The following is a 17,024-nucleotide window of genomic DNA, read 5'->3' as shown; positions in this document are numbered from 1 at the left end:
CTATGCATATTAAATTAGATAACGTTTCAGTTCGCTTCCCTATTTATGATGCGAAACAACGATCATTCAAGCAGACAATGCTAAATGCAGCGACAGGTGGAAAAATTATCCAAAATACGGGGAAATTCACTGAAATTGAGGCATTAAAAAATATTAATTTAGATATAAAAGAAGGCGATAGAGTCGCATTGATTGGTCATAATGGCTCAGGAAAAACCACCTTATTACGTGTACTTGCTGGTGTTTATGCACCAGTTGAAGGTTCAATTAGTGTAAAGGGTAAAATCACTAGTTTACTAGATTCCATGCTTGGAATGGATGGAGAAGCCACAGGGATTGAAAATATCAAACTCAGAGGACTTTTCCTCGGTCTTCGACCAAAACAAACAGAAAAACTAATTGATGAAATTGTCGATTTTAGTGAGCTTGGTGATTTTATCAATATGCCTGTGCGAACCTATTCTAGTGGAATGGTATTACGCCTAGCCTTTGCTATATCCACCAGTACTCAACCAGAAATTCTGCTAATGGATGAATGGATGAGTGTTGGAGATGAACAATTTAGAAATAAAGCTGAAAAACGCTTAGAACAATTTGTTGATAAAGCGGGAATTTTAGTTATGGCAACTCATGATAAGTGGTTAGCAGAAAGAGTTTGTCAGAAACATATTCATTTAGAGCATGGGATAATTACAAAAGATGAATAATATTGTAACTAATAACAAAGAAAATATTTTGATTAGTATAGTTGCACCAGTTTTTGGTGTAGTTGAATACATAGATGATTTAATCAAATCAGTCACAACACAATGGTCTACTGATATAGAACTTATTATAGTAAATGATGGTTCAACAGATGGAACAAAAAGCTTATTAGAAAGTTATAAAAAAAGGATAACTTCTGATAATTTTGTTATTGCTAATAAAACTAATGGTGGTTTATCAGACGCACGTAATTTTGGAGTAAGTATTTCCAGAGGGAAATATATTATGTTTTTAGATGGTGATGATCTTTTATCTAAAAACACTCTGCAGCTTATCAAATATTGCTTATTAGAGAATAATCCTGATTGTCTTATTACTGACTTTAGTTATTACTGGGATGATGGGGGGACCTATACAAATTGCTCTTATAAATATATAAAACCTAGAACTCTATTAAAATATGATAGTGATATTTTAAAAGCTGTATATGACACTAGACAAGTGTATATTTGGAGACATATTTTTAAAAAAGAAATTATTCAGCAATATCCACAACCTGTTGGCAGAAATTATGAAGACATAAATACAACACCATTACTCATAAATAAATGTAATACTATATATTATCTACCAATTAAAGCCATATTATATAGACAACGTGATAATAGCATAATGAAAATCAAGAGTGAAAAAAACATTCTAGACTTATCATCAGGACTCATTGCAGTCAAAAAAGAACTAGAAGACCTATATGGGAAAATCCCTGATAACATTGCCATTGCTCACTCCATATTTAATTTATATTTATTTACTTGGTCTTGCGGTGATACATTATCCAATAGAGATTTAGACCCTTTAAAATTACACCCGTTATTTGTAGAAAACTTTAATAAGGCAAATATTGTAGATTTAAAAGTATTAAAGAAAATTTTCTTAAAAGAGGATAAAAAAACATGGAATAAATTTCAACTGTTTTTTTATAATCCAAATCTTTTTGCAAAAGTTCATAAAACAAAGCATAAATACTATAAACTGTATAATTTACTTAATAAAATCAGAAAAAAAATTTATGATAACATATAAGATGTATATTTAAATAACAACCGTCATATAAAATGTTAACGATAAATAAAGAACAATCTTTATACATTAAGGGGATTGCTATAATATTGATGTTTATACATCATATATTTACATTTCCGGATAGAGCTCCCTCTGGTATGTTACAATATACATTTTCTCAAGATACAGAAATATTGCTTGGATGGATAGGTAAATATTGTGTTTCTATATTTTTATTCATCAGTGGTTATGGTTATTCTGTATCTAAGCAGAATAACTCTTCCTACTATTGGAGTAAAATTTTAGCAACATATAGAACAGTATGGATAGTATTCTTTATTTTTATTCCATTAGATGTATATTTCCTCCCAGATAAGATTGCACTCAACACAAAGGATTTTATTCTTAATTTATTTGGTTTATCCAGCTCTTATAATGGAGAATGGTGGTTTTTAATTCTATATATTTTACTAGTCGCTATCACTCCCCTATTGCAATTAGTAAGAAATAAAGCTATTTCTATAGTGGCCATATCAATAATATTACATAATCTATCAGCTGAAGGTATATGGAAAGAAGTAATAATATGGCAATCATCCTATATGATAGGATTTTTATTTGGTATATATTCAAGCTATAAAAAAATACACTTTACGAAGAATATATTTTCAAAAGTAGTCATATCTATTCTATTTTCATATATTATTTTTAAGGGGTTTATCTATTTCTGGCTAGAAAGCATAGTATTTCTAGCCCCTCTTGCCATATATATTTTATTAACTTTTTATGAAATTACTAATAGATTTTTACATAAAGCATTTAATAAAATCATAATAGAGCTTGGAGATAAATCTATATATATGTGGTTAGTGCATTCATTTTTTGCATATCATTTTATGGCTAAGTTCATTTATGCTCCAAGATATAGTATACTAGTATTACTAAATCTTTTGATTATTTCATATATTACTGCATTACTTTTATCCAAATTAGAAAAATTTATTATCCTAAGGTTTTCTTGGTTGAAACAAACTGTCATTTAATCATTGCATGGAAAAATTCTTATTAGTCGGCGCAGGATTCTCAAACGCAGTAATCGCTAGAGAACTAGCAGAACAAGGTTATAAAGTTACAGTTATTGATAAGCGAAACCATGTTGCTGGTAACTGTCATTCAGAAAGAGATCCTGAAACAAATGTAATGGTTCATGTTTATGGACCACATATTTTCCACACAGATAATGAACGTGTATGGAAGTACATCAATAATTTTGCGGAAATGATGCCCTTTGTTAATCGTGTAAAAACAATTAGCCAAGGCAGTGTTTACTCTTTACCAATAAATTTGCATACCATCAATCAATTCTTTAGTATAACTTGTTCACCAAAAGAAGCCAAAGCATTGATCGAAAGTAAAGCGGATATGTCAATTAAAGAGCCAAAAACATTCGAAGAGCAAGCATTACGTTTTGTTGGAGAGGATCTCTATAAAGCCTTTTTCTATGGCTATACAAAAAAACAATGGGGAGTTGAGCCAAAGGAGTTACCTGCAAGTATTTTAAAACGTTTACCTGTTCGTTTTAATTATGATGACAACTATTTTGCTCACCGCTTTCAAGGGATGCCGAAAGAAGGATATACCGCATTGGTTGCTAATATTTTACAACATAAAAATATTACCGTGCGATTAAATACAGAATTCGATGAAAAAATGAAAGCTGAATTTGATCATATTTTCTGGTCTGGTCCATTAGATGCTTATTTTAGTTTTGAAATTGGCAGACTTGGATATAGGACTCTTGATTTTGAGGCTTTCCGAGATGAAGGAGATTATCAAGGCAATGCTGTCATCAACTATGGTGATGAAGCAGTGCCTTATACTCGAATTTCAGAGCATAAACATTTTGCTCCTTGGGAGAAACACGAAAAAACAATTTGTTACAAAGAATTTAGTCGCCTTTGTGAGCCTGAAGATATTCCTTACTATCCAATTCGTTTGGTTGAGGATAAAGCCTTATTAGAAAAATATGTAGAAAAAGCAGTAAATGAAAATCAAGTAACCTTTGTTGGGCGTTTAGGTACATATCGTTATTTAGATATGGATGTAACAATCAAAGAAGCGCTGGAAACTGCTGATGCAATCAAAGTTGCCTTACAAAAAGGAGAAAAATTAAAGCCATTCTATGTTGATATGGGAGTATAAATGAATTCGAGTTCTATCTGTGCAGTAATTGTAACTTATAATCGCAAATTATTACTGGTTGAATGCTTAAAGGCATTACTTAATCAGAGTCAATCACTAAATGCAGTTTATATAATCAACAATGCAAGTACAGATGGAACTGAAGATTATTTAAAACAACAAGGTTGGCTAGATAATGAATTAATTCATTTATTTAGCTTATCTGAAAATCTTGGCGGAGCAGGCGGCTTTTCGTTTGGTGTAGAAAAAGCCTATCAGAATGGTTTTGACTATATTTGGCTAATGGATGATGATGGCTGTCCTGCTCATGACTGTCTAGAAATACTACTATCTCATATGGACACAAATTGTTATCTTGGTCCATTAGTCTTGGATAAAGATAATCCCAATGACTTATGCTTTCCAATGCGTATCCCAAATACATTAAATCTTATCAATAACATTAGCGATCTTAAAAATCTACCTGATCCTAATATTATTAATGGTATCGTAATTCCTTTTAATGGCATTTTATTTTCATGCAATCTTGTTAAAAAGATTGGAATTCCCAAAAAAGAATATTTTATTTGGGGTGATGATTTTGAATATACAAAAAGAGCTGAAATAAATGATTTTAAAATTGCCACGATCACTAAAGCAAGATTCTATCATCCTAAAGAGTCATCCTTGGGTACACCAATGCTTTTAGGGAAGTTGAAATTTAATGATACACCTTCAAACTTAAAATTATATTGTATGTGCCGCAATTCAATTGTCAATCATTCTATATATAATACCAAGCTGCATATCCTTGCATTTATATTTAAAGTAGTATGGTTCTATCTTTTTACTAAACCTAATTCTAAAAAACTCTTCATTTCCTTAAGAGCTATTTATCACGGGTTAAAAAAAAATTTTAAACATCACAAGGAATACTTAAAATAATGAAGCCACTTTATCCTAGAATATCTATCATTATTGCCACACATAAAAGATATTTTATGCCTAAAGATAAATTATATATTCCATTGCAAGTAGGAAAATATGGCAAAGAAGATATTGGATATTGTAGTGATGACACTGGAGAAAATATCTCTCAAAAAAACCCTTATTTTAGTGAACTAACCGGATTATATTGGGCTTGGAAAAATCTTGATTATGACTATCTTGGGCTTATTCACTATCGCCGTTTTTTTTCCTTAAAATACCGCTTCACTATAAAAAAAGATAATATAAGAGCTCTCTATCTTACGTATGAGCAAACAGAAGAACTCGTTAAACATTATGATATTATTGTTCCTAAAAAACGCCGATACTATATAGAAACGCTATATTCTCACTATGCACATACCTTACACCAAGAACATTTAGATATTACAAGGGATATTATCAAAGAGTATTCTCCCTTATATATCAATGCCTTTGATGTAGTAATGAAACAACGATGGGGATATATGTTTAATATGTTTATTATGCCTAAAAAGCTGATAAATAGTTATTGTAGCTGGTTATTCCCTATTTTATTTGAATTAGAGAAACGCCTTTCCCATCATAATTATGATGCCTTTCATGCAAGACTGTACGGAAGGGTAAGTGAATTATTATTTAATGTTTGGCTGTATGAATATAACCAAATCACACCGCTAAAAATAAAAGAACTTCCTGTCATCTATGGTGAGAAAGTTAATTGGTTTAAAAAAGGTACTGCATTTTTAATGGCGAAATTCTTTGGTAAAAAATATGAAAAAAGCTTCTAGCAGCAACTAGAAGCTTTTCCTTTTTAAATAATCATATAACAACTAAATCGGTAAAACCTCTCTACCGAAATTTTCGTTAATCATTTCTGCTGCGGCGAGGTAGAACGCGCTGAGTGCGGTGATTAAGCCTAGATAGCCGCCAATTTGTACTAAGCCGTGATAACCAAAACCATCACCAATTGCCAATGCGTAGAACGTTAATGCTAAGAAAAGGAATACCACACGTAAAGCTTTTGGTTTGCTGAAAGAGGCGATAAACATCATTAGGGTGAATGTTCCCCACGCTGCTAAATAACAGCCTAAAAATGCAGGGCTGGCTGTTGGCATAAATTGTACCAACAGTGCCCAAGACCACCAAAATGATCCGTAGCTGATAAAGGCGGTGAAACCAAAGGTGTTACCTTTGCGGTATTCCATAATACCTGCGATTAATTGTGCCGTTCCACCAAAAGCAAATGCCATTGCAAGCACAATAGAAATGCCGTCTTGTTTATCAAAAATGCCAGCATTAATTAAACTTAATAGCCAAGTAGTTAAAGCGAAGCCACATAGCCCTAATGGACCTGGGTTTGCCAATTTTTCTGTTGTTTGAGTTGTCATTTGTTTTCCTAATTTGTTAATAAAATCAAAGGGCGGATTATGCTTGATATTACTTTGAAAATAAAGCAATTTTATAGAAATGAAGCGGAAAAGTTTGGCTAAGATGATTTTTAAGTACGGTAGAAAAATTATGAAAACGAGGTGCAGAATATGATTTATACCACCAATCAAATAGAGAGGTTGAATAAGTCATTTAAACGTGTGTTAAAGATACGCAACAGTATGCCCAGTGTGAATTCTGTGTTAACGCTGATGAGTAAAGTTGCTATTGATATGGGTGAAACGACTTACCGCTACCCATTGAGCCGTTTTGCAGATTCAGTACTTTTTAATTAAACTACCCATGCTAGTTTTCTTGCAAAAAGACACACTTTTGGAGACGGTACCATTATGAATTTTTCACCGCTCTTTATATTCTTTGCTAACCATACAAAACGCTATGTAATACCAAAGCATAGTCAATATCATCTGTTCTATCCATTATTAAAATCGGTTTATTTGCTAAGCACGGTGGAAAATTTATGATTTTTTCACCGCACTTATTTATTATCAAGGCAATAAAAAAGCCCGACACTATGTTCGGGCTTTTTTTTATTTTCTTATATGCGATTATTCCGTATCTTCTGCCATATTTAACATTTCAGCAAGGCTTGCAGTTGCATCGTCTGCGGTGAACGTAAACTCTGAAGCGATTTCTTCATCAGAAATATTTGATGCTTTAGTAAGCTGTTCATGGTCAATGATACCTGCTGCACGGTTTTTCTGCCGTTGTTGGTGATACGCAAAACCTGTACCTGCCGGGATCAAACGACCAACGATAACGTTCTCTTTCAAGCCACGCAATTCATCGCGTTTACCTGCCACAGCTGCTTCAGTAAGCACGCGGGTGGTTTCTTGGAATGAGGCCGCTGAGATAAAGGATTCTGTCGCCAATGAGGCTTTGGTGATACCCAATAACTCACGTTCAAACTCAACCAATGGTTTACCTTCCACTTCACGTTTTTGGTTAACCATTTTCACACGTGCTACTTCTACTTGCTCACCTTCTAAGAACTCAGAATCATAAGCCTTAGTGATGATGGCTTTACGCAACATTTGGCGAACGATCACTTCGATATGTTTATCGTTAATTTTTACCCCTTGTAAGCGGTAAACTTCTTGCACTTCGTTTACGATGTAATCAGTTACTGCGTGCACACCGCGCAAGCGTAGAATATCGTGTGGTGTTTCTGCACCATCAGAAATAAGATCACCACGTTCTACCATTTCGCCTTCAAATACGTTGAGCTGACGCCATTTTGGAATCATTTCTTCGTACACTTCACCTTCCATTGGGGTGATGAGTAAACGGCGTTTACCTTTGGTTTCTTTACCGAAGGAAACAATACCCGAAATTTCTGCTAGGATTGCAGGCTCTTTCGGTTTACGCGCTTCAAAGAGATCCGCTACGCGTGGAAGACCACCAGTAATATCTTTTGTTCCCGCTGATTCTTGTGGGATACGCGCAAGGGAATCCCCCACGTGAACTTCCGCACCATCTTCAAGGGTTACAATCGCTTTACCTGGTAAGGTGTACTGCGCTGGTATATCTGAACCTGCAACAAGAATATCGTTGCCTTGCGCATCAACAAGTTTAATGGTTGGACGTAAATCCTTACCTGCTGTTGCACGTTCACCCACATCTTGTACCACGATTGAAGATAAACCAGTTAATTCATCAGTTTGACGAGTTACAGTTACACCGTCAGTAATATCTACGAATTTCACGAAACCTGATACTTCAGAAACCACAGGCATTGTATGTGGATCCCAGTTCGCTACGGTTTCGCCTGCGTTCACTTCATCGCCATCTGCTTTGTTTAACACTGCACCGTAAGGCAATTTATAATGCTCTTTGGTACGACCAAATGCGTCAATAATGGTTAATTCGGTGTTACGTGAAGTTAAGACCAATTTGCCTTCTTTGTTAGTCACGAATTTCACGTTGGCTAAACGCAATGTACCGTTATTCTTAACTTGAATGCTTGATTCTTTCGCTGCCGCAGATGCCGCACCACCAATATGGAATGTACGCATCGTTAGCTGTGTACCCGGCTCACCAATGGATTGTGCTGCGATAACCCCCACAGCTTCACCTTGGTTGATAAGGTGTCCGCGCGCAAGATCGCGTCCGTAACATTTCGCACACACTCCAAAGTTGGTATCACAGGTTACAACAGAGCGTACCTTGATGCTATCTACGGAATTTTCATCAATCAGATAACAAAGTTTTTCATCTAATAAGGTATTACGCGGAATTAAAACTTCGTCTGTACCCGGTTTTAAGATGTCTTCTGCTGCCACACGACCTAATACACGATCACGCAGAGGCTCTTTTACATCTCCCCCTTCGATTAATGGGGTCATCACGATACCCTCGTAAGTGCCACAATCATCTTCAATGATCACTAAATCTTGTGCCACATCCACTAAACGACGGGTTAAGTAACCTGAGTTTGCGGTTTTTAATGCGGTATCTGCCAAACCTTTACGCGCACCGTGAGTTGAAATAAAGTACTGAAGTACGTTCAAGCCTTCACGGAAGTTTGCGGTAATTGGTGTTTCGATAATTGAGCCATCTGGACGTGCCATCAAACCACGCATACCTGCAAGCTGACGAATCTGTGCCGCAGAACCACGTGCTCCAGAATCTGCCATCATAAAGATGCTGTTGAATGATGCTTGTTTTTCGAGTTGACCTTCGCGGTTTACCACTTCTTCTTGCGAAAGGTTTTCCATCATTGCTTTAGCAACACGCTCATTGGCAACAGCCCAAATATCAATAACTTTATTATAACGTTCACCTGCAGTGACCAAACCAGATTGGAATTGCTCTTGGATTTCTGCTACTTCTTGCTCTGCGGCTGAAATAATTTCGTATTTCTTCGCCGGGATCACCATATCGTCAATCCCTACTGATGAACCGGAACGTGCAGCGTAAGCAAAACCGGTGTACATAATTTGGTCAGCAAACAATACGCTCGCTTTCAATCCTAAACGGCGATAACTTTCGTTAATTAATTTTGAAATCGCTTTTTTGCCCAAGGTTTGATTGAATAAGCTAAATGGCATACCTTTTGGTGCAATCATCCATAAAATGGCACGACCGATTGTGGTATCCACGAGACCTGTTTGTGGTACAAATTCATTAGACGCATCTTTTACATATTCTGTGATACGTACTTTCACACGAGAATGTAATTCCGCTTGACCTGTACGATAAGCTTTCTCCGCTTCGCGCGGATCTTGCAATAACATTCCTTCGCCTTTACCGTTCACTTTATCACGAGTCATATAATAAAGACCTAATACAACGTCCTGTGATGGTACGATAATCGGCTCACCATTTGCTGGTGAAAGAATGTTATTGGTTGACATCATCAAGGCACGCGCCTCAAGCTGTGCTTCAAGGGTTAATGGCACGTGCACCGCCATTTGGTCACCGTCGAAGTCTGCGTTGAACGCCGCACACACTAATGGGTGTAATTGAATCGCTTTACCTTCAATTAAGATCGGCTCAAAGGCTTGAATCCCCAAACGGTGCAAGGTTGGCGCACGGTTCAATAGGATTGGGTGTTCGCGAATTACTTCTGCCAAAATATCCCATACGATAGCGTCTTCACGCTCAACCATTTTCTTCGCGGCTTTGATTGTGGTTGCAAAGCCACGGCTTTCTAATTTGGCATAAATAAATGGACGGAATAATTCCAACGCCATTTTTTTCGGTAAACCACATTGATGTAGATGTAAGTATGGTCCTACGGTAATTACAGAACGGCCTGAGTAATCTACACGTTTACCTAATAAGTTTTGACGGAAACGACCTTGTTTACCTTTGATCATATCCGCAAGTGATTTCAATGGACGGCGGTTAGAACCGGTAATTGCACGACCACGGCGACCATTATCCAATAACGCATCAACAGATTCTTGTAACATACGTTTTTCGTTACGCACGATAATATCTGGCGCGATTAAGTCTAATAAACGTTTTAAACGGTTATTACGGTTGATCACACGGCGATATAAATCGTTCAAATCTGAAGTGGCAAAACGTCCGCCATCAAGTGGAACTAATGGACGTAAATCTGGCGGTAACACTGGCAATACGGTCATCACCATCCATTCAGGTTTATTGCCTGATTGAATGAAAGATTCTAATAATTTTAAGCGTTTAGTGATTTTTTTGCGTTTGGTTTCTGAATTGGTTTCTTGCAACTCTTCACGCAAGGTTTCACATTCCACTTCTAAATCCATATCACGCAATAACGCTTGGATCGCTTCCGCACCCATTTTGGCTTCAAATTCATCGCCCCAACGGTCTTCTGCGTCCATATATTGTTCTTCCGTTAATAATTGACCTTTTTCAAGATCGGTCATTCCCGGCTCAGTAACAATGTAAGATTCAAAATAAAGTACACGTTCAATATCGCGCAACGGCATATCTAATAATAAGCCGATACGGGACGGTAAAGATTTTAAGAACCAGATATGCGCAACAGGTGAAGCTAGCTCAATATGCCCCATACGTTCACGGCGAACTTTTGCTTGCGTCACTTCTACGCCACATTTTTCACAAATTACTCCACGGTGTTTTAAGCGTTTATATTTTCCGCATAAACATTCATAGTCTTTGACTGGCCCGAAAATACGCGCACAGAAAAGCCCGTCACGCTCTGGTTTAAACGTACGGTAGTTGATGGTTTCAGGTTTCTTAACTTCACCAAATGACCAAGAACGGATCATATCCGGTGAGGCTAAACCAATTTTGATCACATCAAAATCTTCGCTGGATTTAGATTGTGCTTTTAAAAACTTAACTAAGTCTTTCACAGATTTTGCTCCTGTCGGAGTTAAACTTATCCAAGTGCGGTATAAAATTTTGAATTTTATCACCGCACTTGAGCGTACTTTAGCTTTCGCTTATCAGATTATTCTTCGTCTAAGTCGATGTTGATACCGAGTGAACGAATTTCTTTCATAATTACGTTGAAAGATTCTGGTGTACCCGGATCCATTTGTTGGTTACCGCTCACGATGTTTTTGTACATCTTCGTACGGCCGTTCACATCATCGGATTTAACGGTAAGCATTTCTTGTAAGGTGTAAGCGGCACCATAAGCTTCAAGTGCCCAAACCTCCATCTCACCGAAACGCTGACCACCGAACTGTGCTTTACCACCCAATGGTTGCTGTGTAACAAGGCTATAAGAACCTGTTGAACGCGCGTGCATTTTGTCATCAACTAAGTGGTTCAATTTGAGCATATACATATAACCTACGGTTACTGGACGTTCAAATTTCTCACCTGTGCGACCATCATATAAGGTGATTTGACCTGAAGTTGGCAACCCACCTAGCTCTAATAAGCCTTTAATTTCTTCTTCGTGTGCACCATCAAATACTGGCGTTGCTAATGGTAAACCTTTGCGTAAGTTTTGCGCTAAACGCATCACTTCTTCATCAGTAAAGGTTGAAAGATCCACTTTTTGTGAACCGCCACCTAAGTCATAGGCTTTTTGGATATAACCACGCAATTTCTCAACATCTTGTTTTTGTTTGATCATTGCATTGATTTGATCACCAATTCCTTTCGCCGCTAAACCTAAGTGCGTTTCAAGAATCTGACCGATGTTCATACGCGAAGGTACGCCCAGTGGGTTCAATACGATATCCACTGGCTGACCATTTTCGTCATACGGCATATCTTCAACTGGGTTGATTTTTGAGATAACCCCTTTGTTACCGTGACGCCCCGCCATTTTATCCCCTGGTTGGATTTGGCGTTTTACTGCAAGGTATACTTTCACCACTTTCAATACGCCCGGCGCAAGATCATCACCTTGGATAATTTTGCCGCGTTTCACTTCAAGTTTATGCTCAAAGTCTTTACGAAGTTCTTCATATTGCTCAGCTAATTGCTCTAACTGGCTTTGTTTTGCTTCGTCTGAAAGGGTTTGCTCTAACCATTTGGTACGTTCTAGTTGATCTAATTGTGCTGCACTCATTCCGCCTGAAATCAATAAGTTACGAACACGAGCAAACAAGCCAGCTTCTAAGATCTCTAATTCTTCCACAAGATCTTTCTTCGCTTGTTTTAACTGCATTTCTTCGATTTCTAAAGCGCGTTTATCTTTTTCTACGCCATCACGAGTGAACACTTGAACGTCAATAACTGTACCAGATACACTGTTTGGTACGCGTAATGAAGAATCTTTTACATCAGACGCTTTTTCACCAAAGATTGCGCGTAATAATTTTTCTTCTGGGGTTAATTGCGTTTCACCTTTTGGTGTCACTTTACCCACAAGAATATCGCCGCCTTTTACTTCTGCCCCGATATACACAATCCCTGATTCATCAAGTTTGCTTAATGCCGCTTCACCTACGTTTGGAATATCTGCAGTGATTTCTTCAGAACCAAGTTTGGTATCACGCGCCACACAAGAAAGCTCTTGAATGTGAATGGTAGTGAAACGATCTTCTTGCACCACACGCTCAGACACTAACATTGAGTCTTCGAAGTTATAACCATTCCAAGGCATAAATGCCACGCGCATATTTTGACCAAGAGCAAGTTCACCTAAATCCGTTGAAGGGCCATCAGCAAGAATTTCACCACGTTCAATTGGCTCACCTAGCTCCACGCAAGGAATTTGGTTAATACAAGTATTTTGGTTAGATCGGGTATATTTCACCAGATTGTAAATATCAATCCCTGCTTCGCCTGCAACCGTTTCATCTTCGTTAACTTTTACAACGATACGCGAAGCATCAACGTATTGGATTGTTCCACCACGTTTTGCCACTACTGCAACACCAGAGTCTAATGCCACCGGTTTTTCCATACCGGTACCGACTAATGGCTTATCCGCACGCAAGGTTGGTACAGCTTGGCGTTGCATGTTCGCTCCCATCAAGGCACGGTTCGCATCATCGTGTTCAAGGAACGGAATAAGTGCCGCTGCCACAGAAACGATTTGCTGTGTTGATACGTCCATATAGTGAATTTCTTCTGGACGATATAAACCAGACTCACCGTGCTCACCGCGACAGGTTACGAAAGTATCGGTAAAGCGTAATTCATCATCTAAGTTTGAGTTCGCCTGCGCGATGATATATTTGCCTTCTTCAATGGCTGATAAATATTCAATTTCTTCGGTAACTTGACCATTTACCACTTTACGATATGGTGTTTCTAAGAAACCATAATCGTTAGTACGCGCATACACCGCTAAAGAGTTGATCAAACCGATGTTTGGACCTTCAGGTGTTTCGATTGGACACACACGACCATAGTGAGTTGCGTGAACATCTCGCACCTCAAAGCCTGCACGTTCACGAGTTAAACCACCTGGACCTAAAGCAGAAATACGGCGTTTATGCGTCACTTCTGAAAGCGGGTTATTTTGATCCATAAACTGAGAAAGTTGTGATGAACCAAAGAATTCTTTCACCGCTGCCGAAATTGGTTTGGCATTGATTAAATCTTGTGGAGTTACTGCTTCAAGATCACCTAAAGAAAGACGCTCTTTCACCGCACGCTCAACACGCACTAAACCAATACGGAATTGGTTTTCTGCCATTTCACCTACTGAACGAATGCGACGGTTACCTAAGTGGTCAATATCATCGACTTCGCCACGACCGTTACGGATATCAATTAATTTACGCATTACATTAACGATATCTTCTTTGCTTAAAATGCCGCTACCAGTCGTTTCTTCAATACCTAAAGAGCGGTTGAATTTCATACGACCTACCGCAGATAAATCATAGCGATCTGCCGAGAAGAACAGGTTATCAAATAAACCTTCTGCTGCTTCTTTTGTTGGCGGCTCACCTGGACGCATCATACGATAAATTTCAACCAAGGCGCTTAGGCGATCAGTGGTTGGATCAACACGTAAGGTATCTGAAATATATGGACCGTAGTCTAAATCGTTAGTAAATAGGGTTTCGATCGTTTTGTAACCTGCTTGAGCCAGTTTCGCTAAAATCTCTAGCGAAATTTCACTATTGGCTGGGCAAATCACTTCACCAGTTTCAAGATCAACATAATCTTTCGCAGCCACTTTACCCACAATGTATTCTGTTGGCACTTCAACCTGAGTCACATTGTCTTTTTCAAGGGCGCGGATATGACGAGCAGTAATACGGCGACCGACTTCAACATAAGTTTTTCCATTTGCCACAATATCAAAAGTTGCCGTTTCACCACGCAATCTTTCTGGCACTAAGGTCATTAATAATTTGTTATCTTCAACTTGGAAAACAACTTTATCGAAGAATAAGTCTAAAATTTCTTCGGTTGTATAGTTTAATGCACGCAAAATAATGGTTGCCGGCAATTTACGGCGGCGGTCAATACGCGCATATAAGTTATCTTTTGGATCAAACTCAAAATCTAACCAAGAACCACGGTAAGGAATAATACGTGCGTTATAAAGCACTTTTCCTGATGAGTGCGTTTTACCTTTGTCGCTATCAAAGAATACGCCTGGGCTACGGTGTAATTGCGAAACGATTACACGCTCAGTACCATTAATCACAAATGTTCCATTATCTGTCATTAATGGGATTTCACCCATATAAACTTCTTGTTCTTTAATATCTTTAATTGTGCCTGGCGCGGCATCTTTGTCATAGCTAACAAGACGTAATTTCACACGCAATGGCGCAGCATAAGTGGTGCCGCGAATTTGACATTCACGCACATCAAATACTGGCTCGCCTAAGCGATAGCTCACATATTGTAATTCCGTATTGCCATTATTGCTGACAATTGGAAACACAGAACGGAATGCAGCTTCTAGGCCTTGCTGACCATCTGGATCCCTTTGGATAAATTTATCGAAAGAATCAAGCTGAATAGTTAATAAATAAGGTACATTTAAAACTTGCGGACGTTTGCCGAAGTCTTTACGAATACGTTTTTTCTCAGTATAGGAGTAACCCATTGGTTTTCCTCATTAAATTTTAGTGAGACCGCGTTGATATAAAACAAAAGTGCGGTGATTTTTTCACGCATTTTTATCATATCAATGATGAATCCGTTTTCAGATACCGCACTCTGAACCTTACTTCTGATGAGCGGGTTGCCATCAAACTACCAGAAAACTAGCCTGATTCACGCAACAAAACGGTGATTATTCAGTATATTTTTAATTCCAAAAGGTTAGTGAATTAAAAATGGCTGGATATTATATCTTATCTCATAAGATAAAGTCAATTTACATTTAAACTGATTTTGATAAATAAAACCCGTTTCTGATTGAAACGGGCGTTATGTGGATAACTTCGCATCACTATCATACAGATTAGCGTACTTAAAACAGCTCCCTTCTCTAACTTATATATAAAAGCTCAGCCCCAATCTGATGGCCCCCACTTAAAAATGAGAGTTTTTTAGTTGAGATTGGATGTTACACTCATATCCTAAACTGGAAAACTGCCACTTTTTAGTGGTTATAGAAAAAATCAGCTTAAGTCCGATATTCAACAAATAGCTACTCTCACTCTACTCGCTACAATAAAAGAAAACCACTATTACAATAATGCAGCCATTTTAGAGAAGGTAATCAATTTATTTACCAAGCTATTCTCTCGTTTTCTAATGCATTTCATAGGGATATTATCCCTAATATAATCACGTCAAAAACAAACAATCGTAACAACGTAGATCGGCTTTATTCTTATAAATCAACTAAATTACAACTTAAGCTTTGCTTTTAAGCCTTAACTTAAAGCAGCACTGAAAATGGATTTCAGCGCTTAAATCCCATTTATTTATGCTTTCCTGTAATCCGACACCATTCCTCGCGGATTGCTACGGGATCAAGGGCAAATTGATGTTGATAGGCTTCGCAGACAGATTGTGCTTGGGTTTCTAAAATACCTGATAAACCTAATTCTCCTTGTGCTTTTACGAGCTGGCTGATGGTTGGTGCGAGTTCTTTTAATGGCCCTGCTAAGATATTGGCCACCACCACATCGGCTTGCAGATCTTGCGGTGCGTCTTTGGCTAAAAAGAGTTGTAGGCGGTCGCTCACACCATTTTGCTCTGCGTTGTTGCGGCTGGCTAAAATGGCTTGCGGATCAATATCAATGCCGATGGCACTTTTCGCCCCTAACTTCAACGCGGCGATCGCTAAAATCCCTGAGCCACAACCAAAATCGATCACCGTTTTGCCATTCAGATCTAGGCTATCGAGCCATTCTAAACACAATGCCGTGGTCGGGTGCGTGCCAGTTCCAAAAGCCAAACCGGGATCGAGCATCACGTTCACTGCATTTTCATCTGGCACTTCACGCCAACTTGGACAAATCCATAAGCGCTTACCAAACTGCATTGGGTGGAAATTATCCATCCATTCACGTTCCCAATCTTTATCTTCAATTTGTTCAATTTTATAAGCGGTTTCTTCGCTTAAATGTCCCGCATTTTTCAGTAAGCTGACAATTTGTTGCATATCCGTTTCAGCATCAAATAAGGCGATAACATCAGTATTGCCCCACAGACGGGTTTCCCCAGGAAGCGGTTCAAAAATCGGGGTGTCTTGGCTATCCATAAAGGTTACCGAAACCGAACCGATTTCTTCTAAGTAATCACTGATCGTTTCCGCTTGTTGATTAGTACTATTAATGCGGATTTGAACCCAAGCCATAATTTTTCCTTCT

The 17,024-nt window shown here is 38.0% G+C and carries 11 protein-coding genes; 7 read left to right on the top strand and 4 right to left on the bottom strand.

The genetic code is table 11. The features are described from left to right. The first annotated feature begins 2 nt into the window (after window positions 1-2). The 6 genes from L5B71_RS06035 to L5B71_RS06010 are packed head-to-tail and all read left to right on the top strand — an operon-like array spanning window position 3 to window position 5,705. Entirely contained in the window at window positions 3-707 is a 705-nt protein-coding gene (locus L5B71_RS06035; RefSeq protein WP_265757450.1) for an ABC transporter ATP-binding protein, read from the top strand. Beyond that, window positions 700-1,788: a glycosyltransferase family 2 protein gene (locus L5B71_RS06030; RefSeq protein WP_265757449.1), complete on the top strand. Its 1,089-nt coding sequence runs from the start codon at window positions 700-702 to the stop codon at window positions 1,786-1,788. The genes L5B71_RS06035 and L5B71_RS06030 overlap by 8 nt, the downstream gene beginning before the upstream one ends. A 32-nt stretch (window positions 1,789-1,820) precedes the next feature. Then, window positions 1,821-2,810, top strand: coding sequence for an acyltransferase family protein (locus tag L5B71_RS06025; protein ID WP_265757448.1), 990 nt, complete (start codon window positions 1,821-1,823; stop codon window positions 2,808-2,810). Between the two features lie 7 nt (window positions 2,811-2,817). Continuing rightward, a complete protein-coding gene (gene glf / locus L5B71_RS06020; RefSeq protein WP_265757447.1) occupies window positions 2,818-3,969 on the top strand; it encodes a UDP-galactopyranose mutase in 1,152 nt (383 codons plus the stop codon). Then, a complete protein-coding gene (locus tag L5B71_RS06015) occupies window positions 3,970-4,893 on the top strand; it encodes a glycosyltransferase family 2 protein (RefSeq protein WP_265757446.1) in 924 nt (307 codons plus the stop codon). Then, window positions 4,893-5,705, top strand: a complete 813-nt coding sequence (locus L5B71_RS06010) for a DUF4422 domain-containing protein (RefSeq protein ID WP_265757445.1) — start codon at window positions 4,893-4,895, stop codon at window positions 5,703-5,705. The genes L5B71_RS06015 and L5B71_RS06010 overlap by 1 nt, the downstream gene beginning before the upstream one ends. A 42-nt stretch (window positions 5,706-5,747) precedes the next feature. On the opposite strand, the gene L5B71_RS06005 is transcribed toward L5B71_RS06010, so the two are convergent. Further along, complete coding sequence (locus L5B71_RS06005; RefSeq protein ID WP_326938250.1) at window positions 5,748-6,326, bottom strand: acetate uptake transporter; 579 nt, start codon at window positions 6,324-6,326, stop codon at window positions 5,748-5,750. A 120-nt stretch (window positions 6,327-6,446) separates the two neighbouring features. Here L5B71_RS06005 and L5B71_RS06000 point away from each other — a divergent pair, with 120 nt between their 5' ends. Next, complete coding sequence (locus tag L5B71_RS06000) at window positions 6,447-6,641, top strand: transposase (RefSeq protein ID WP_265757443.1); 195 nt, start codon at window positions 6,447-6,449, stop codon at window positions 6,639-6,641. A 273-nt stretch (window positions 6,642-6,914) separates the two neighbouring features. Here L5B71_RS06000 and rpoC read toward each other — a convergent pair whose 3' ends face one another. From rpoC to prmA, 3 genes are all read right to left on the bottom strand, one after another. After that, window positions 6,915-11,177 (bottom strand): DNA-directed RNA polymerase subunit beta', encoded by a 4,263-nt coding sequence (gene rpoC / locus L5B71_RS05995; protein WP_265757442.1) that lies wholly within the window; start codon window positions 11,175-11,177, stop codon window positions 6,915-6,917. A 98-nt stretch (window positions 11,178-11,275) separates the two neighbouring features. Further along, on the bottom strand, window positions 11,276-15,304 hold the full coding sequence (rpoB, locus tag L5B71_RS05990; protein ID WP_265757441.1) for a DNA-directed RNA polymerase subunit beta: 4,029 nt from the start codon (window positions 15,302-15,304) through the stop codon (window positions 11,276-11,278). Window positions 15,305-16,129: 825 nt separating this feature from the next. Next, window positions 16,130-17,011: a 50S ribosomal protein L11 methyltransferase gene (prmA, locus tag L5B71_RS05985; protein ID WP_265757440.1), complete on the bottom strand. Its 882-nt coding sequence runs from the start codon at window positions 17,009-17,011 to the stop codon at window positions 16,130-16,132. Window positions 17,012-17,024: the final 13 nt, after the last annotated feature.

The organism is Avibacterium sp. 21-586, assembly GCF_026226775.1.
GTDB lineage: Bacteria > Pseudomonadota > Gammaproteobacteria > Enterobacterales > Pasteurellaceae > Avibacterium.
Note: the sequence above shows the minus strand (reverse complement) of the source record. Positions and strands in the feature narration are given on the sequence as shown.

What these genes read in the sequence shown, in the direction of transcription:
- L5B71_RS06035 (WP_265757450.1), top strand. Translation starts at nt 3, where the DNA reads ATGCATATTAAATTAGATAACGTTTCAGTTCGCTTCCCTATTTATGAT.
- L5B71_RS06030 (WP_265757449.1), top strand. Translation starts at nt 700, where the DNA reads ATGAATAATATTGTAACTAATAACAAAGAAAATATTTTGATTAGTATA.
- L5B71_RS06025 (WP_265757448.1), top strand. Translation starts at nt 1,821, where the DNA reads ATGTTAACGATAAATAAAGAACAATCTTTATACATTAAGGGGATTGCT.
- glf (WP_265757447.1), top strand. Translation starts at nt 2,818, where the DNA reads ATGGAAAAATTCTTATTAGTCGGCGCAGGATTCTCAAACGCAGTAATC.
- L5B71_RS06015 (WP_265757446.1), top strand. Translation starts at nt 3,970, where the DNA reads ATGAATTCGAGTTCTATCTGTGCAGTAATTGTAACTTATAATCGCAAA.
- L5B71_RS06010 (WP_265757445.1), top strand. Translation starts at nt 4,893, where the DNA reads ATGAAGCCACTTTATCCTAGAATATCTATCATTATTGCCACACATAAA.
- rpoB (WP_265757441.1), bottom strand. Translation starts at nt 15,304, where the DNA reads ATGGGTTACTCCTATACTGAGAAAAAACGTATTCGTAAAGACTTCGGC.
- prmA (WP_265757440.1), bottom strand. Translation starts at nt 17,011, where the DNA reads ATGGCTTGGGTTCAAATCCGCATTAATAGTACTAATCAACAAGCGGAA.